Source organism: Streptomyces sp. NPDC002888 (assembly GCF_042888465.1).
Lineage (GTDB): Bacteria > Actinomycetota > Actinomycetes > Streptomycetales > Streptomycetaceae > Streptomyces.
This window is the reverse complement of record NZ_JBIAPU010000015.1, coordinates 191,903-210,182: the sequence shown is the minus strand read 5'-3', so window position 1 is coordinate 210,182 and position 18,280 is coordinate 191,903. Positions and strand designations below refer to the sequence as shown.

At 68.5% G+C, this 18,280-nt stretch carries 14 protein-coding genes and 1 pseudogene; 3 read left to right on the top strand and 12 right to left on the bottom strand.

The features are described 5' to 3' along the window. Window positions 1-3: 3 nt before the first annotated feature. The 9 genes from dmpG to ACFYWX_RS24895 form a co-directional block, all read right to left on the bottom strand. On the bottom strand, window positions 4-1,026 hold the full coding sequence (dmpG, locus tag ACFYWX_RS24935) for a 4-hydroxy-2-oxovalerate aldolase (protein WP_389426291.1): 1,023 nt from the start codon (window positions 1,024-1,026) through the stop codon (window positions 4-6). Then, window positions 1,023-1,958, bottom strand: a complete 936-nt coding sequence (locus ACFYWX_RS24930; protein ID WP_389426290.1) for an acetaldehyde dehydrogenase (acetylating) — start codon at window positions 1,956-1,958, stop codon at window positions 1,023-1,025. Before ACFYWX_RS24930 ends, dmpG begins: the two co-directional genes overlap by 4 nt. Before the next feature lie 36 nt (window positions 1,959-1,994). Beyond that, window positions 1,995-2,807 (bottom strand): fumarylacetoacetate hydrolase family protein, encoded by an 813-nt coding sequence (locus ACFYWX_RS24925; protein WP_389426289.1) that lies wholly within the window; start codon window positions 2,805-2,807, stop codon window positions 1,995-1,997. Between the two features lie 64 nt (window positions 2,808-2,871). Further along, window positions 2,872-3,747, bottom strand: coding sequence for an alpha/beta fold hydrolase (locus tag ACFYWX_RS24920; RefSeq protein ID WP_389426288.1), 876 nt, complete (start codon window positions 3,745-3,747; stop codon window positions 2,872-2,874). Continuing rightward, window positions 3,747-4,670, bottom strand: a complete 924-nt coding sequence (locus ACFYWX_RS24915; RefSeq protein ID WP_389426287.1) for a VOC family protein — start codon at window positions 4,668-4,670, stop codon at window positions 3,747-3,749. Before ACFYWX_RS24915 ends, ACFYWX_RS24920 begins: the two co-directional genes overlap by 1 nt. A 275-nt stretch (window positions 4,671-4,945) precedes the next feature. Further along, on the bottom strand, window positions 4,946-5,971 hold the full coding sequence (locus tag ACFYWX_RS24910) for a phosphotransferase family protein (protein WP_389426286.1): 1,026 nt from the start codon (window positions 5,969-5,971) through the stop codon (window positions 4,946-4,948). Further along, complete coding sequence (gene eno, locus ACFYWX_RS24905; protein WP_389426285.1) at window positions 5,968-7,269, bottom strand: phosphopyruvate hydratase; 1,302 nt, start codon at window positions 7,267-7,269, stop codon at window positions 5,968-5,970. The genes ACFYWX_RS24910 and eno overlap by 4 nt, the downstream gene beginning before the upstream one ends. Beyond that, window positions 7,266-8,258 (bottom strand): C-terminal binding protein, encoded by a 993-nt coding sequence (locus tag ACFYWX_RS24900; RefSeq protein WP_389426284.1) that lies wholly within the window; start codon window positions 8,256-8,258, stop codon window positions 7,266-7,268. The genes eno and ACFYWX_RS24900 overlap by 4 nt, the downstream gene beginning before the upstream one ends. 39 nt (window positions 8,259-8,297) lie before the next feature. Further along, window positions 8,298-9,323, bottom strand: coding sequence for a LacI family DNA-binding transcriptional regulator (locus ACFYWX_RS24895; protein WP_389426283.1), 1,026 nt, complete (start codon window positions 9,321-9,323; stop codon window positions 8,298-8,300). 317 nt (window positions 9,324-9,640) lie between these two features. Between ACFYWX_RS24895 and ACFYWX_RS24890 the strand changes: the two genes are divergently transcribed. Continuing rightward, window positions 9,641-11,308: a helix-turn-helix domain-containing protein gene (locus ACFYWX_RS24890; RefSeq protein WP_389426282.1), complete on the top strand. Its 1,668-nt coding sequence runs from the start codon at window positions 9,641-9,643 to the stop codon at window positions 11,306-11,308. Between the two features lie 557 nt (window positions 11,309-11,865). Here ACFYWX_RS24890 and ACFYWX_RS24885 read toward each other — a convergent pair. Continuing rightward, window positions 11,866-12,306 carry a hypothetical protein gene (locus tag ACFYWX_RS24885; RefSeq protein WP_389426281.1) on the bottom strand — a complete coding sequence of 147 codons (441 nt, stop codon included), beginning with the start codon at window positions 12,304-12,306 and terminating at the stop codon, window positions 11,866-11,868. Window positions 12,307-12,972: 666 nt separating this feature from the next. Here ACFYWX_RS24885 and ACFYWX_RS24880 point away from each other — a divergent pair. Further along, complete coding sequence (locus ACFYWX_RS24880; protein ID WP_389426280.1) at window positions 12,973-15,027, top strand: alpha-L-fucosidase; 2,055 nt, start codon at window positions 12,973-12,975, stop codon at window positions 15,025-15,027. Between the two features lie 226 nt (window positions 15,028-15,253). On the opposite strand, the gene ACFYWX_RS24875 is transcribed toward ACFYWX_RS24880, so the two are convergent. Both ACFYWX_RS24875 and ACFYWX_RS24870 read right to left on the bottom strand, forming a co-directional pair. Then, window positions 15,254-15,889 (bottom strand): lactate utilization protein C, encoded by a 636-nt coding sequence (locus ACFYWX_RS24875; protein WP_389426279.1) that lies wholly within the window; start codon window positions 15,887-15,889, stop codon window positions 15,254-15,256. Further along, window positions 15,886-17,133, bottom strand: a pseudogene (locus ACFYWX_RS24870) (lactate utilization protein B); the annotation flags it as partial. The pseudogene ACFYWX_RS24870 and the gene ACFYWX_RS24875, both read right to left, overlap by 4 nt. Window positions 17,134-17,296: 163 nt before the next feature. On the opposite strand from ACFYWX_RS24870, the gene ACFYWX_RS24865 reads away from it, so the two are divergent. After that, window positions 17,297-17,548: a FadR/GntR family transcriptional regulator gene (locus ACFYWX_RS24865; protein ID WP_389426278.1), complete on the top strand. Its 252-nt coding sequence runs from the start codon at window positions 17,297-17,299 to the stop codon at window positions 17,546-17,548. Window positions 17,549-18,280 lie beyond the last annotated feature (732 nt).

Below are 18,280 nucleotides of genomic sequence, written 5' to 3'. Positions count from 1 at the left end.
GCCTTACTGCGCCAGGTCCAGCGCCACGTCGACGATCAGGTCTTCCTGGCCTCCGATCATCTTGCGTCGGCCCACCTCCACCAGAATCTCCCGTACGTCGACGCCGTATTCGTTCGACGCCTTCTCCGCGTGCCGGAGGAAGGATGAGTAGACGCCGGCGTAGCCCAGGGTCAGGGTCTCCCTGTCGACTCGGACGGGCCGGTCCTGGAGCGGGCGGACCAGTTCTTCCGCCGCGTCCATCAGGGCCATTACGTCGCAGCCGTGCTTCCAGCCCTTGCGATCCGCAGCCGCGATGAAGACCTCCAGCGGTGCGTTGCCCGCGCCCGCGCCCATGCCGGCGAGGCTGGCGTCGACCCGGTACACGCCTTCCTGCACGGCGACGAGGGTGTTCGCGACCCCGAGCGACAGGTTGTGGTGGGCGTGGATGCCTCGCTGTGTCTCGGGCTTGAGTACCCGGTCAAAGGCGCGGAGGTAGTCCCGGATACGGTCCATGTCCATGGCGCCGCCGCTGTCGGCGAGGTAGACGCAGTTCGCGCCGTAGCTCTCCATGAGCTGCGCCTGCCGCGCGAGCGCCTCCGGCTCGATCATGTGACACATCATCAGAAAGCCCGACACGTCCATGCCGAGATCGCGTGCCATCCCGATGTGCTGCTTCGAGATGTCCGCCTCAGTGCAGTGGGTCGCCACCCGCATCGACCGCACGCCGAGGGAGTGGGCGTGCTCGAGTTCCTCGATGGTGCCGACGCCGGGGATCGTGAGTGAGGTCAGCACCGCGTTCTGGACCACCTCGGCGACGGCTTCGATCCATTCCCAGTCGGTGTGTGCGCCGAAGCCGTAGGTGAAGCTGGAGCCGGCGAGCCCGTCGCCGTGGGCCACTTCGATCGCGTCCACGCCGGCGTCGTCCAGGGCCTTGGCGATCGCGCGGGCGTGGTCGACACCGTACTGGTGCCGTATGGCGTGCATGCCGTCGCGGAGTGTGACGTCCTGGATGTAGAGCTTCGCGCCGGCGTCCGGGTCGAAGGTCATGACTTGTCCTCCCTCTCGGCCAGGACACGTTCGGCGATCAGCTCGCCGGTCGCCTTGGCGGCCGAGGTCATGATGTCGAGGTTGCCGGCGTAGGGCGGCAGGTAGTCCCCGTTGCCCTCGACCTCCAGGTAGACCGACGTCTTGACGCCGGTGAAGGCGCCGAGGCCGGGGATGGTCAGAGGGCTGTCGTCGGTGAAGTGCTCGAACTGCACGTCCTGCTTGAGGCGGTAGCCGGGGACGTAAGAGCGAACCTGGTCCGCCATCGCCTCGACGGAGGCGCGGATCTTGTCCTCGTCGGCGCCCTCGGAGAGGGTGAACACGGTGTCCCGCATGATCATCGGCGGGTCGGCGGGGTTGAGGATGATGATCGCTTTGGCCTTTTCGGCACCGCCGACCTCTTCGAGGGCACGTGCCGTCGTCCGGGTGAACTCGTCGATGTTGGCGCGGGTGCCCGGTCCGGCCGAGCGCGACGAGAGCGAGGCCACGATCTCGGCGTAGCGCACCTGCGCGACCCGGGCGACCGCGGCGACGATCGGCACGGTCGCCTGGCCGCCGCAGGTCACCATGTTGACGTTGGGCGCGTCGAGATGCGCCTCCAGGTTGACGGGCGGGATGGCGAACGGGCCGATCGCGGCCGGTGTCAGGTCGATGACGCGCTTGCCCTCGGGGCGCAGTATGGCGTCGTGTGCCTTGTGGGCGTGCGCCGAAGTCGCGTCGAAGACGATGCTGATGTCGTCGTAGTCGGGCATCTTGCGCAGGCCCTCGATGCTTTCGTGGGTCGTGCGGACGCCGTGCGCGCGGGCCTTGGCGAGGCCGTCGCTGTCCGGATCGATGCCGACGACTGCGACCAGTTCGATGTTCCGTGGGAACTTGACCATCTTGACCATCAGGTCGGTGCCGATGTTTCCCGATCCGATGATCGCTGCTTTCACTGTACGTACTGGGGATTTCTTCAACGGGGGCCTTCTTCAGACGAAGCGGACGGTGCAGCGGCCGAGTCCAGCGACGTCGGACTCGAAGACGTCGCCCTTCACGGCGGGGATCAGCGGAACCAGCGAGCCGGAGAGGATGACGTCGCCCTTGTTCAGCGAGACGCCGTACTCACCGAGGGTGTTGGCGAGCCAGGCGACGGAGTTGAGCGGCGAACCGAGCGCCGCCGCGCCGACGCCCCGGCCCACTTCCCTGCCGTTGTTCCGTACCGTGACCTCGATCGTCTCCAGGTCGAAGTCCCGTGGGTTGCCCCGGGCGTCGGCGATGACGAACACGCCGCAGGAGGCGTTGTCGGCGACGGTGTCGACGATGCCGAACTTCCAGTCGTGGATGCGGCTGTCCACGATCTCGAAGCAGGGGGCGATGTAGTCCGTGGCGGCGAGTACGTCATCGGCGCTGATGCCGGGCCCGTTCAGGTCGTCCTTCAGGACGAAAGCGATCTCGGCTTCGCCCTGCGGCTGGATGAGCTTGTACCGGTCGATGTCGATCGTGTCGCCGTCGACCCGCATCCAGTCGGTCAGGAAGCCGAAGTCGGGCTGGTAAACACCGAGTTGGTCTCGGGTCACCTGGGAGGTGAGCCCGATCTTCTTGCCGACCACCGTCTCCCCGTCGCGCAGGCGCCGGCCGAGGTAGTTGAGCGAGATGGCGTAGGCGTCCTCGATGGTGAGCGAGGGATCCCGCTCCATCAGCCGGGGCAGGGTCCGGCGCTCGCGTAGCGCCGAGTAGAGCTCCGCGGCGTACTGGTCGATGCGCGGGTCGGTGGCGGAGTCGGCGGGGGATGGGGTGGTCATGGTTCCTCGATTCGTTCTGTGCCGCTCGCGGTCGAGTCGGTGGCCGAGGGGCGGCCGGGGGTCGTCAGGACTGCAGGAACTGGATGACCAGCCGATTGAACTTCTCCGCCTGCTCCCACTGCGCCGAGTGGCCGCACCGCTGGAAGACGTGCAGGTCGGCGTCGGGCAGTGAGGCCACCAGCAGCAGACCGTGGTCGAGCGGGACGAAACGGTCGTCCCGTCCCCACACGACGAGCGTCTTGGCCTGTACCTCGCCCAGCCGGGACCTGATGTCGAGCGCCGAGATCGGGGCCCGCCGCAGGCTCTCCCCGAGGTTGGCGATGTGCTGCGGATGGTCCGTGATCGCGGCGAGCCGGTGGGCGCGCAGCTCCGGGGTGACAACACTCGCGTCGTACATGAGCGCGTCCAGCATCAGGTCCATGTTCTCGGGCGTGGGGTCCGCCACCAGCCGGTGCACGTACTTGATGCCCTCCTGCGGATTCGGCTGGAGGATGCTCGGGCCGACGCCGCCGGGCGCCATCAGGACCAGGCTGTCCACCCGCTCGGGGTACTCGACCGCCATGTTGAGCGAGGTCGCACCGCCCATGGAGTTGCCGACCAGGTGGGCCTTGTCGATCTCCAGAGCGTCCATCAACCCCTTCACCGCACGGGCGTTGAGCAGACCCCGCTGGGTGCCGCTGACGATCTCGCCGGACTTGGCATATCCGGGCTGGTCCACGAGCAGCACACGGAACCCGGCGTCGGCGAACGGGCCGATGTTGCGCTCGAAGTTGCTCCAGCCGCTGGCACCGGGGCCGCCGCCGTGCAGCATGATGACGACGGGCCCCTCACCGGCGTCCTGGTAGTGGAGGGAGAAGTCCTTCAGTTCCTCGCCCTCGGTGACCTTCGCGAAGTGGCTGGTCGCGGCCTCGGTGAGCGCCTGGTCCACTGCTGTCGCCATCACTTCTCTCCCTGCGGGGACGCGTCGATCGGTGCCACCCTCTTGTGACCCCATTCGCTGAATTTGGAGTAGCGCTTGATCTGCCAGTCCGAGTCGTCGATCACGATCGCGCCCCAGCCGAACTCGATGCCGAATCCGGACGGCGTCCGGGCGTAGAAGGAGAACATCCCGTCCGCGCCGTGGTAGCCAAGGGTGTTGATGATCGGTACGCCGGCCGCGACGAAGCGGTCGTGGGCCAGGCCGACGTCGTGCATGCTCTCCGCTTCCAGCAGGATGTGCTCCGCCCGCTTTCCGGGCGGTCCGTAGGCGGAGGCGAGCGAGTGGTGCCGGCCGGCCGTCGCGTGGAAGAACGTCGCGTCCACGACGAGACCGGGAGCCAGTTCCTCGGTGGTGTAGTCGCTGATCGCGAGGCCGAGTGCCTTGTGGTAGAAATCGTTGCTCTTCACGGAGCCGGGGTCTCGGGTCATGACCACCAGGTGGCCGATCCCGAGCCGTCCCGTCTTGAACGCGCTGACCAGGTGCTTCGACCGGAACGGGCGGGTTTGCGGAGCGTACTGCGCGCCGACGAAGAACTCGTGGCGCAGGTCGTTCGGGTCGGTGCAGTGGAAGAGGCGTTCGACACGACGGCTTGCGACGAGTTCGGTATCGCCCTCCTCGACACGCACCTCCATCCGGCGCAGCCGCTCGACATACGCGTCGAGGGCGTCGTGGGTGTCGAGTTCCCAGCCGATCGCGACGACGTCGTCCTCGTCACCCTGCTCAAGCAGTATGCGCTGTTCGAGCTGGTCGGCACGGAGGGAGAGCGACTTGCCGGGCTGGAAGCTCCCGATTTGAAGACCGACGACGTCTTCGGCGAACGTCGCCCAGGCGTCGAGGTCGCTCGCCTGGATGACGTAATACCCCAAATTTGTCAACGCTGACATTTTGCTGGTTCCTTTTCATGTGCGGCTCTGACACGGCACAAGCGCAGCTCGAAAACGGCTCGAGCACAGGTCGAATACGACTCGAAAGAGGTGAAGGAAGAACGGGGATCCCGGGATTCGGCCCCGAACGCGAGCCGGTGGTCGAGGGTCTGATCCATCCGCCGGCTGAGAACCATTGTGCGCCGCCGAACGGGTCGGGACGATGTGGCCAACATACGAAGGATCCGACGACCATTGGAGAATCACTACTGCTCCCCGCGTCCTCTCCCCGGTTCTCAGGCCCTGGTGGCGTCCAGCGCGGCGGCCGCCTCGGTGATCACGTCGTGCAGTTCCGGGGAACGAGCGCCGAGCAGTTCTCTGCCGACCGCCCGCACCGCGCCCTGCTGTTGCGCGTCGAGGTACTCCACGGGGGAGAGGCCGTCGACGCGGGCCAGGAGCAGTGCCGGCAACAGAGCGGCGGCCCTCGCACCGGTCGAGTCAGCGGGCTCCCAAGTCACCTGCTGCGCGTAGGCGTCGACCAGGGCGTGCGCCGACGCGACGAGAGCTTCCCGCCGCCCAGTGACCGCGAGCGTCTTGAGCAGTAGGTGGTTGACCACGAACGCGAGGTCGAAGGCCGGGTCCCCGTACCACGCGCATTCGGCGTCGAGCACAACCGGGCCCGACGGGCCGATGAGGATGTTCTTCGGGCTGACGTCTCCGTGGATCACCGTCAGACGCGTCCTCGTGGTGCGACGGATGATCCGCTCGAACTCGTCGGAGAGATCGGGATGCCGGGTTGCGGTGGCCACCAGGTAGGGGTCGATGCGCAGGCTCGCGAAGTTGGCGTCGGTGGCGAAGCGGCGGGCGAGTTCCCGGTCGCCGGCGGCGGCCGCGTGCAGCCGGCCGATCAGCGAGCCGACCGCGACGGCCTCGTCCTGGTGGACGGACCCCTCCAGCAGGCGGGTCTTCCACACGGGGTGGTCCGGCGCGGGCAGATAGCTCATCGCGAACAGGCCGCGTTCCTCGTCGTGGGCCAGCGGCTCGGGTACGTGGCCGGGAACCACGGTGGCGGCGAAGTTGAGCCAGTCCCACTCCACGGTGTTCCTGCTGACCGGGGCGTGCCAGTCGCCCTCGACCTTCAGTCGCTCCAGCGCGCCCTTGACGCAGATGGATCGGTCGGCCAGGTCCACGCGCCACAGTTCGGAGGAGACTCCTCCGGTCAGAGGCGTCCAGATCGGTGTGTCGCCGTCCGTGGCGAGCCCGTGCTCCAGAAGGAAGGTCCGTGCCACCTCTGGGACCACCACGTGAGTGTCGGCGCTCATCGGACCGGACCCGGTGCGTGGCGGGGATAGCCGGTCATGCCGGCGAAGGCGAGTGCGGGATCCTCGGCGAGGCGGACGAGCTGGTTGTACTTGGCCAGCCGATCCGAGGTCCGCACCGATCCGATCTTGATCTGACCCGCGCCGGTGCCGACCGCGAGGTCGCTGATGAAGGCGTCCTCGGTCTCGCCCGACCGGGCCGACACCACGGGCACGTACCCGGCGGCGCGTGCCGCCGCGATGACGTCGAGGGTGCCGCTGAGCGTGCCGTTCTGGTTGAGCTTGACCAGGATGCCGTTGGCGGCGCCGAGTTCGATGCCGTGCTTGAGACGTTCGGGGTGGGTGGTGAAGAGGTCGTCGCCGATGAGGTTGATCCGGTCGCCCAGCCACCCGGTGAGCAATTTCCAGCCGCGCCAGTCCTCCTCGTCGAGGGCGTCCTCGATCGAGGCGAGCGGGAAGTCCTCCGCCCAGCCGACGACCATCTCGATCATCTGCGCGCGATCGGCCTGCCTGCCCTCACGTGCCAGTCGGTAGGCGCCTTTCTCGGCGTCCCAGAGGGAGTGCGCGGCGACGTCGATCGCCAGCACCACGTCCTGCCCCGGGGCCAGCCCGGCACGTTCGATCGCCTCGACCATCAGCTCCAGTGCGGCCTGTCCCGTCTCGAAGCCGGGGCTCAGCCCGCCTTCGTCGGCCAGCAGGGTCGGTAGCCCCCGGGCAGCCAGCGCGTCGGTCGCGGCCGAGCGGACGCGGCTGGCCACTTCGATGGCCTCGGCCATCGAAGTGGCCGAGGCCGGCACCGCCAGGAAGTCCTGGACGTCCATGCCGCGCCCGGCGTGCAGTCCGCCGCTGAGGATGTTGACCATGGGCATCGGAAGGCTGGGCGTCGTGCCCGCGAGCTCGGCCACCCACCGGTACAGCGGCATGCGCTGACTGTGCGCGGCGGCTCGGGCCGCGGCGAGCGAAACCCCGAGGATCGCGTTGGCGCCGAGCCGCCCGAGGTGGGAGGTTCCGTCCAGTTCGGTCAAAAGCTTGTCGAGCGCGGCCTGTTCACGGACGTCGTGGCCGAGCACGGCACGCGCTATCTCGCCGTTGACATGGCCGACCGCGGTGCGCACGCCGAGCCCGCCGTACTCAGCGGTGCCGTCGCGTAGCTCCCATGCCTCGCTGGTGCCCGTCGAGGCACCGGACGGCACGGCCGCGCGGCCCAGGGTGCCGTCGTCGGTCTCGATGTCGGCCTCGACGGTGGGCCGGCCCCGGGAGTCGAAGATCTGGCGGGCGTGGACTTGGGTGATACGGGTCATCGTGCATGCTCCTCGGAGGACCGGCGGACGGCAGGGGTGTTGCAGGGGTAGTGCGGCGTCTGTCCGCGCAGCACGCGTACGACGTCCTCGGCGGCCTTGGTCCGCAGTTCCACGACGGACTCGTCGGAGGAGAACCCCACATGCGGGGTGATCACCACGTTCGGGCGGTCCAGGAGCGCGGGGCGCACGGTCGGCTCTTCTTCGAGGACGTCCAGCGCCGCTCCGCCGATACGGCCGGCGTCCAGAGCGTCGACCAGCGCGGCGGTGTCCACGAGGCCTCCCCGGCTCACGTTGACCAGCAAGGCCCCGTCGCGCATCGCGGCGAACTCCTTCGCGCCGACCAGGTGCCGGCTGTCCGGGGCGAGCGGGACGTGCAGAACCACCACGTCGGCCGTGCCCAGCAGTTCCGGCCAGGACAGGAACTCGACGTCCGCCCGGCCTTGGGCGCCTGGGTCATGGACGACGACCCGGCAGCCCAGCGCCGAGAACTTGCGAGCCGACGCCCGGCCGATACGACCGTATCCGGCGATACCGACCGTCTTCGAGCTCAGCCTCCGCAGCCGCGCGCCGGCCGGATCCCACTGCCCCGCCCGTACCTGGCGGTCGAGTGCCGTGATGCCGCGCGTCCAGTCGAGGACGAGGCCGACGGCGTGGTCGGAGACCTCCTCGACGCAGTAGTCGGGCACGTTGGTGACGAGCGCGCCGCGCTCGGTGGCGGCGGCCACGTCGATGTTGTCCAGCCCGACACCCATCCGGGCGACCACCCGAAGACGTGACGGCGTCCGGACGGCGGTCGCCGACACCGGCGCCCAGCACGTCATGATCGCGACCGGGTCGTAGGCCTTGACCAGGTGCTCGATGGTCTGCTCCGGCGCGGGATCGGCCGGTCCGGAGACCAGCCCGAACCCGGCGTCCTCGATGATGCGGCGTTCGATTTCGTCGTCCGGCCAGGCGCGGTCCGTGAGGAAGACGACTCCTCTTCGGTGCATGTCGGTGCTCCTTGTGTGTGGGTCCGGGGAACGGCGCCGTCAGCGGGGTGCTGCAGGGGGCGCGGTGCTTCCCCGCTTGCGTAGGTGTCCGGCGGTACGCGAGATGAAGGGTGTCGGGTTGCCGCCGTACCGCAGGAGCCGCAGCAACCACCTGGAGGAGGCCGTGGCGACCTCGTGCACCGGCAGTGCCATGGTCGTCAGGCCGGGGCCCCACCAGGCGAACGCCGGCTCGTCGCCGATGCCGACCACAGACAGGTCGCACGGAGCCTGCACCTGGCGTGCCGTGAGCTCCTCCAACGTGGCCTGGGTGATACGGACCGATGCGGTGACTACTGCGGAGGGCGGGTGGGGGCCCTCCAAGAGTCTCGACAGCTCCACGCGCGCGGCTTCGACGGAGCCGGGTGGCAGGTGGACGACCAGGTCGGGATCGTGGTCGGCGCCGACCACGTTCAGAAAACCCTTGAAGCGCTGCCCGCTGGTCGACAGCTTCAGGAGGTCGCCGATGTAGGCGATCCGCGTGTGCCCGAGGTCGCGGAGATGCTGCGTCGCATCGTGCAGGACTTGACGATCGTCGATCGTGAACCACTGCTCGGCCAACTTCGGGTGCGTGCGCAGGAACTGGACGTGGGGCACTTGGTTGAGCAGGCGGATGGACTCGCTGCGGGGACGCGGCGACGGTACGACGAGCAAGCCTGCGACCTGCCCGGCGATCAGCCCCTTCACCTGCGCGAGTTCGGTGTCGCGGTCGTCGTCGGTCTCGCAGAGCATCACTTGGTAGCCCTGTCGGCTCATGCACTGGGCCAACGCGTGTGCCGCCGCGCTGTAGAGAGTGCTGCGGACATCCGGGAGCATCAGGCCGATCACCTTGCTGGAGGCGCCCCGCATCATGCGCGCAGCGTGGTTGCCGATGTACCCGAGGTCGGTGGCCTTTCGCTGGACGCGGTGCCGGGTCTCGACGCTGATCCGCGGATCGTCGGCGAGTGCCCGGCCCACGGTCGAGACCGACAGTCTCAACTGGTCGGCTATGTCCCGCGTGGTGACCCGTTGGCTCGCAGTGATCGACATGGCGACCATGCCTACCTGGCGGGGAAACAGCGGAAGAGGATACGCGCGGTCAGCGCACCGATCAGGCCGACAGGACCGGCGCCGACCACAACGAGGGGGACCGATTCGATCGCTCCGGCGCCGGCTTGGTCCGGGGCGTTGGCTCGGCTGGACATGCGTAACCGGATCCTTACGAGGTCGGGAATCTGGCGCCGTTTCGTGCACCCCGGCCGGCCGCTGGTGGCGGTCGGGGTGGTAAATCCACTCTGCGGGCAGGGCGGTGGCTCGCCTACGGAGGCTTTCGCCCAATCCAGCTGGATCCGTCGTAGGTTTGCTACATGACTGCCGTCTCACCGAAACTTGCCGGCTTGCTCGCGGCGTTGCGGGACGTCACAGCTGCGGGCGTTCCGAGCGAGGTCGAAGCCCATGCGCTCGGCGCCGCGCGAGGCGTCCTCCAGGCCGACGCCGCTTTCTGGATGGACGAACGTGATGGCCGACTGGAGATGGCCGCGACTTCCGGCGTGGTCCGGCCCGAGGTGCACCAGCTCACCCACCTCCCGCCGGGCGTGGGCCTGGCGGGTGCGGTTCTCGACCGGGACGAGCCGATCGCCTGGACGGACTACGCGAGCGAGCCGGCCGGCAGCGAAGCCTTCAGGATGTTCGCCCAGCTCGAGGGGATCACCTCCCTGGCCGGTGCTCCGATGCGCGGCCCCGACCGCGTCGAGGGGGTGCTGCTCGTGATGACCCGCGAGCGTCGGGTGTTCACCGTGGACGAGCTGCATCTGCTGCTCGCGTTCGCCAGCATGGCGCGGGCGCTGCGGGAGCGGGCGAGGGAGCACGCGGCGCTGGAGCGGCGGGCCGCGGAGCTCGCCGAGCGGTTGCGTGCCTCGGAACGGCTGGAGGCGGGGCTTGAGGGGCTGATCGGCTCGCTCCTGCGCGGGCAGCCGCTGGCCCACGGACTGACCACGGCGTCGGACATGCTGGGTTTCAGGCTGCACGTCGACGGGGCTCCGGTCCCCGGTCTGGACGTCCCCGGCCGCGAGGACGACGGCGCAGCCGGGCGCGGCGCTCACGTGCCTATCCCTGGGGTCGACGGCGCGCGGCTCACTGCCGAGGGCCACGTGCCCGCACGGCAACTGACCGTGCTCGCGCAGGTCGTCGCGCTTGAATTCGCCCGGCAGCGCGCGTCGGTCGAGACGGAGACCCGGCTGACCGACGAGTTCCTGCACGGTCTGTGCACCGCCGACGCGGAGGGGTTGCGCCGACTGGAACGTCGCTCGGGACTGCTCGGTATCGACCTCGACGTACCGCGGGCCGTGGTGACCATCGGGCACGACCGGCCGGTCGACCGCTGGCTGCTGGAGCGCATTCATCGCGAGATGCGAGCCCGGGTCGGCAGCGGCCACCTCACCACCTTCGACGGTGACGTGATCCTCCTGTGGCCGGTGCCCGATCCCGACTCCGAGCGGCGCCTGCCAGGCCAGATCCGCGATGTGCTCGCCGCATGTCGGAGCCGGCGTCTCCTTCTCACGGCCGGGATCGGACCGGTCGCTCGCGGGGTCACCGACTATCCGGACGCCGTACGGGAGGCCCTGTTCGCCCGGCAGGTCGCCGTCTACTCCAGCACCGACCGCACCATCGCGACCAGTGCCGACCTGGGCATGTACCGGATGTTCGCGCACATCGGCGGTATCGAGGCGTTGCGCGGCGCGGTCGTGGAGACCCTCGGTCCCCTGCTCGACGCGGACCGTCAAGGAAACTCCGACCTGACGCACACCCTCAGGGTGTATCTGGAGAAGGACCGTCGGCTGGCGGAGACCGCCCGTGCTCTTCACGTCCATGTCAACACGCTGCGGTACCGCGTCGAGCGGATCTCCTCGTTGCTCTCCGCCGACCTGGACGATCCCGAGGTGCGCTTCTTCACCACGCTCGCCCTGCGTCTGGTCCCGGTCCTGGGGGTCGGCCCTGCCGGGCAGAGTGAGGGAGGGGCGGGGACACGCCCCTGAGCGGAGGATCTTGATGAACCTCGACAGCTTCCACTCGGTCCTGCCTCCGGTCACCGTTTCCCACCGAGCGGTCCCCGCCGCAGCGGGGCGCGGGCGATGAGGGTGATGTCGCCGTTGGATCCGCTGTTCAATCCACGGTCGGTGGCCGTGACCGGGGCGTCGGACCGGCCGCTTGGCCTGGGTGCTCACACTTTGGAGAACCTGCTGGTGCACTCCACGTACGAGGTGAGGTCCAACTGGTCAGCGCGACGCGGCATGAGATCAGCGGCCGAGCATGCTACGCGAGCGTGCTGGACACGCCGTCGGCGCTTGACGTGGCTCTTGTTCTCGTTCCGTCCGGGATCCCGGTTCCGGGCTCAGGCGTCGCCCGCTCGATGGGCGCCGCCCTGCACCGCATCGCCAACGGCACCGAACCTGTGCGAACGGCCCCGTCTGCAGTCCGTGGACGGGGCCGTCGGGGTAAATGGAACGCAGGTTAGCGAACGCTCAGCAGGCCCCCAGTGATCTGTGGGTGATCATGCGGCCGGGGTGAGCGAGCCGATTCCTGGACGTCCGGGTCACGGAATGACGACGCTGACGACACCGCTGGCGATGTCGGCGTCAGTGGGGGTCACGGTAGCGCTGCTGTTGGTGGAGGGCCCCGTGCAGTTGTTGTACGTCCAGCCGGTCACGGTGTAGGTCTTGCCTGCGGTGACCTCGTAGTTGGTCAGGACGGTGTAGCGCCAGTCGACGATGCCCCAGTAGCCGTCGATCGCGTTGATGCAGGTCGTGGTCGTGCCGTCATTGACCGTGATGCCGTTGAACATTGACCCGGTGGGGGCGCCGGGGCTCTGCCAGGTAAAGGGCCCTTCGACCTTCAGCTGGGCGGTCGCGACGGTGTCGGCAGGCGCGGCGGCATCGGCGATCGCGACGGGTGCAGTGACGAGACCGCCCACGCCGACGGTCGCGAGCGCTGCGGCCACGACCGCAGCATGTGCTTTGCGGGGGTTGACGTGCATGGATACTCCTCATCAGTGCGAGTGGGGGTAAGGAGGTAGTCCAGCTTGATGAAATTTCAAAAACCGCCGCCGGAGTAAGTACTACTGGAGTTCCACGCTCCGGAGGATCACGTTTTCGGTCACATTGGAGTCTCCTTGCCCGCGGTCCCGTGGCTCCTGAACTCGTGGCACCAGGACGGCACACCGCGGCCACGAGACCACGGCCGACCTCATCGCTACAGGGCGCTTGCCGGGCTCTTCGCGCGTCAGCGTGTGCACCCACGCCGGGTCCTCACGCGCCCAGTGCACGTACCGCCGCACCGCATCCGCGAAGGTGTGGGTCTGGCTACGGACAGGGTCCACGCCGAGGGCGCTCCAGGAGTCGCGCCGCTCGACTGAGCCGTTCAGCCCGGGCGCTACTGATCGGGGAGAGCTGCTCTCAAGAGATCCGATGTATGGCAGTTCGCTCGATCGGTAAGTGACGCTTCGGGTTCGACATGCCTCCAAGAACCTCGCGCAAAGCCCCTGCTTTGAGCGCAATCTCGTCTCAGCTATAGACGCGGCCACCGTCGCACTCCTATAAATCCATCCGATGTCTTCTGTTGGGAGACGTGGAGCACGGCCGCCATGTCGGCGTTCCGGCCCCAGCGCCCTGCCCTCCCTCCCCTTGACCCATGGAGCCGCACCATGTCCTCTGCCTCCCTCAGCAGACGCTCTCTGATGAAGGCCGCCGCCCTTGCCGCAGGAGTGGCGGCCTTCGGACTGCCACAGGCTTTGTGGCCCTCCACCGCCGAGGCGTACACCGTCCCCTCGAAGATGGACTGGTGGTACCAGGCCAGGTTCGGGATGTTCATCCACTTCGGCTCCTACTCGCAGCTCGGCCAGGGCGAGTGGGCGTTCGACGGCCAGCGGTGGAGCAAGGCGGACTACCAGACCCAGGTCACCGAGAACTTCAACCCGACCGCGTTCAACGCCGCCACCATCGCCGAGCTGGCCGAGAACGCCGGCATGAAGTACCTCGTGATCACCGCCAAGCACCACGAGGGCTACGCGATGTGGAACTCCGACGTGGCGGGCTTCACCGACACCACGGGTACCAAGGGTTACAACCTGCACGACTACAACGGCATTCAGACCGACCCGCTCATGGACCTCAAGACCGAGTGCGAGAGCCGTGGGATCAAGTTCTGCCTGTACTACTCGATCCTCGACTGGAACCACCCTTCCCAGACCGACCGTCACGAGAGCGGTCTCACGACGATGTCGTCGCAGGCTGCCCGCACCGCTTACATCGCCGACATGAAGGCGCAACTGCAGGAACTGCTGGACCGCTACGACCCGGCGCTGCTGTGGTTCGACGGCGACTGGTTCGGCGAGCCTTCCAGCCCCACCCTGGAGGACTGGTGGCTGACATCGGACGGCGTCGACCTCTACAACTGGCTGATTGCCCGCAAGCCCGGCCTCATCGTCAACGAACGGGTCAAGCGGGACCACGGTCTTGGCGACTACGCGGTCGCGGAGTTCGACATACCCAGCACGCCGATGAGCCGGCCATGGGAGCGGTGCGCCACCATGAACGGCGCCTGGGGTTACGACGCGTCGAGGGAGGACTCCTACAGATCCGTGAAGGACATCGTCCAGGAGCTCGTCACGGTGGTCTCCCGGGACGGCAACCTCCTGTTGAACATCGGCCCCAAGGGCGATGGCTCGGTCACCGCCGGATCCCAGACCATCCTCAACGGCGTGGCCTCATGGATGTCGACGTACAGCGACAGCATTCACGGCACCAGCGGCAGCCCGTTCGTCACCGAACCGGCGTGGGGGAAGGTCACCAAGAAGAGCGGCAAGCTCTTCGCCCATGTCTTCACCTGGCCCACGAACGGCCAGCTGCGGATCCCGCGGATCGACAACACGATCAGCCGCGTCTACCTGCTGAACAACCCCTCGGTCTCGCTCTCCTACACCGTCACCGACCAGATCAATGTCACCGTGCCGGCCAGCGCGCCGAACGCCAACGTCTCCGTGGTGTGCGTCGAGGTCCAGGGCATGCCCGTGAGGGTCTCACCGACGGTGTTCCAGAACGTCAACTACCAAGGCTCCCGCGCCGTTCTCGCGCTGGGCAGCTACACCTCCTCTCAGCTGTCCGCCGCCGGCCTGGGGCCTGCCACGGCCTCCTCCATCCTGGTGCCCGACGGCTTCCAGGTGATGGGCTACTCCGGCGACAACTTCACCGGCACCGCCTGGACGTTCACCTCGAACGCCGCCGACCTTCGCCAGACCGGTAACAACGACGTCATCGCCTCGCTGAAGGTGACGTTCAACCCGGCCACGTACTTCCGCCTGGCCAACGTCACGAACGGCCTGGTACTGGACAGCGGCGGCAACGTCGCCAGCGGCTCGAATCTGAAGCAGTGGGAGCCGATAGACCACGCCAATCTCCAGTGGCAGGCGATCGACCTCGGAAACGGCTACTACAGGCTCGTCAACCGCACCAACGGCATGGTCGCCGACGGCTGGGGCGCCACCCGCAACGGCGACCCGGCCCGGCAGAAGGCCTGGGACGGCGGCAACACGCAGCAGTGGCAGATCACCCACCGCAGCCAGGGCCAGTACTCGATCGCCAACCGCAGCACGGGACTGGTCCTCGACGGCGGCGGCATGGTCGCAGCAGGGGCTGTGGCCAAGCAGTGGACGTGGCAGCAGCACAACAACCTGCTGTGGACGTTCAGCCCAGTCGGCTGACCGGCGCCACCCCGGTGGCATGCCTGAATGTGAGGGTGGCCGACCAGGCCGGCCGGCAGCTGTGTACGGCCACCCTCGTTGCCGCCCTGCAGCGCGGCCACCTGAAAGAGATCCGCTCCGGGTAGTGGAAGCCCCCGATCGGGAAGATCGCCGCGATCGGGGAGTCCCGGCCGCACATCCGCGTGCTCGGTGGCGGCGCGAGACCAGGCCATCGAGCCCTGCTCCGCTACGCGTCCTCGATCACGACGATGTCCAGGACGCGCGGCCCGTGCACGCCTTCCACCCGGTCCAGTTCGATGTCGCTGGTGGCCGAGGGGCCGGAGACGAACGTCAGCGGCCGGTACGGGTCCAGCCGGCTCAGCGCCTCGGGCACGTCGGGGGCGATCTGGCTCGCCCGGACCACGCAGATGTGCTGGTCCGGCAGCAGGGTCAGAGTCCGGCGGCCCTGACCGGGGCCGTGATCGAGGATCACGGTTCCGGTGACGGCGATGGCGGCGGCGACGGTGGTGATCACCGCGTCCGCCGCGTCAAGCTGGTCCACCGTCAGCGGCGGGACGTCCTCCAGCCGCGACCATGGCCCCTGGGGGACGAGGTCCTCGGGGAGTCCCGGCGGCAGGACCACGGACCGCGCTCCGGTGCGGGCCAGCGCGCCCTTGACGGCGGCCGCGGCACCAGGCGCAGGCACACGGACCACCGTGGCTCGGTACTCGGCGGCGCGTTCGGTGAACAGCCCGACGATGTCCGGCCCCGCGTGGTCCGCGTGACGACCCTGCGGGACCGGTACGTCATCGGGGCTCTCGGAGCCCGGTACGTCTTCCAGAGCTGTCCTCACCGCGCTCAGGACTGTCTCGCGGCCGCTCATCGTGCCTCCTTGCCTTCCGCCGTCGTACGGCCTTCGTCTCGCCCGGTCGTTCTCGTACGGCGCCACCAGGCACGCATCGATTCCCGGGCCGGCGCGGGCGCGTCCCGAGTGGCGGACCAGCGGGCGAGGGGACCCGGCAGGAAGCCGATCCGGCCGTCGCGGGCCACCAGGCGGGCCCCGAGGGCGGCGATCCTCTGGGCGGCTGCCAGGCGTTTCGGGGAGGACAGCACCGCCGCCGCGGCCTTCATGGCCAGCGCCTCGGTGGTGGGCAGCAGCCGGTCCCGGCGCCCCGCCTCCACGACCTCGGCGCGCAGATGAGCCAGTACCTCGGGGATGTCGATCTTCACGGGGCAGGCGTCGTAGCAGGCGCCGCACAGGGTCGAGGCGAAGGGCAGCGAGGCCGCGTTCTCGACGCCGATGAGCTGCGGCGTGAGGACCGCGCCGATCGGCCCGGGGTAGACGGATCCGTAGGCGTGACCGCCGGTGCGCTCGTACACCGGGCAGACGTTCAGGCAGGCCGAGCAGCGGATGCAGTTCAGCGCCTGGCGGCCCACCTCGTCGGCCAGGGTGGCGGTGCGGCCGTTGTCGAGGAGCACCAGGTGGAAGTCCTGGGGCCCGTCGCCCTCGGTGACGCCGGTCCACAGGGAGGTGTACGGGTTCATGCGCTCGCCCGTGGACGAGCGGGGCAGCAGCTGGAGGAAGACGTCCAGGTCGGCGAAGGAGGGCAGGACCTTCTCGATGCCCATGACGGTGATCAGGGTCTCCGGCAGGGTCAGACACATCCGGCCGTTGCCCTCCGACTCCACGACCACCACCGTGCCGGTGTCGGCGGCGGCGAAGTTGGCGCCGGAGACGGCCACCTTGGCCCGCAGGAACTTCTCCCGCAGATGGAGCCGGGCAGCTTCGGCCAGGTCGCGCGGGTCATCGGTCAGTCCCTCGGGGGCTGGTCTGCCCCACTGCCCCATCTCCCGGCGGAAGATCTCCCGGATCTCGGAGCGGCCCCGGTGGATGGCCGGCACGAGGATGTGCGAGGGGCGGTCGCCGCCCAACTGTACGATGAGTTCGGCGAGATCGGTCTCATACGCGCGGATGCCGGCCTCGGCGAGCGCCTCGTTGAGGCCGATCTCCTGTGTGGCCATCGACTTGACCTTGACGACCTCTCTTTCGCCGGTCGCCTCCACCAGGCCGGTGACGATGCGGTTGGCCTCGGCGGCGTCCGCCGCCCAGTGGACGGTGCGATCGGCCTCCCCCGCAACTCGCTGCGCGAAGCCGTGCGGGCCCTGACCGCCATGCGGATCCTGGTCAGCGGCAGGGCGACAGCACCTACGGCTCCAGCCTGGAGCCCCACCTTCTCCTCGAAACGCTGTCCTTCGCAGCGGACGTCCCCCAGGGCGTACCGCCCTGCAGTTGCTCCAGGTACGCAGACTGCTCGAACCCCAGGCGACCGGACTGGCTGCGGCCATGCTGCAACCGCCCGACCTGAAGGAACTCCGCGACATCCTCGACCGGTGCCGCTCCGCCGACACCGTCGAGGACTTCGCCGCCCACGACATCGCCTTCCACCTGCGCATCGTCGAAGCCGTCGGAAACCCGGTGCTCTCCATGCTCCTGAAGCACCTCATCGCAGCCCATCCAACCCGCCTCTTCAACACCAGCTGATCGACCAGCTACCGCAACGAGACGGCCACCGTGCCGGGACACGGCGTCCTCGCCAAGCTCACTCAACGAGAAACGCGCCATCTTCCAACTGACACTTGCGACACCCTCCTTGACACCTTCCGACGAACCCACCTAACGTTCACCGAAATCGTTCGTTAGCAGGTTTGTAGCGGTACTTGGCAGTTTGTAGCGGTACAACGACCGAGGGAAGAGTTCCCGCAGAGCCGAAGAACGGGACCGTCTCCTTCAACACTCGAAATGCCGCGTCGGCGCAGGCCGACGACGGGCGAGGTGCGCGATGAATCGATCATGAAGCCCGGCAGTCGCCATGGCGACCGCCGAACCACCTGCGTCACGTGCCCGTTCCCCGGCGAAGCATCAGAAGGACCACTGACCTGGCCCCCGCTTCCGTCGCCGGGCATGCCTCAAGCTACGACGTTCACCGCCTCCCCCTACAGCGGGAGCCCGCCCGCGACCGGGCAGCGGTGACGACCCGCCCTCGGGACTGGGCGGCGCCTGATCCCGCCCAAAGGCCGAGGCCGACTCCGCGCGGTCCGGGCGATCGCACACCACAGTTCGGTACCCGCCGCGCAGCCTCCCCTGCGTCTTTCCCATGCGGCATTCGCCTGTCCGCAAACCCTTCCCCCATGAAAGGTCACCGGCATGTCCGCTTCAGCCAGATTCTCGCTCGACCGGCGCCGTTTTCTGATGTCCGCCGGCGCCGCTCCGCCG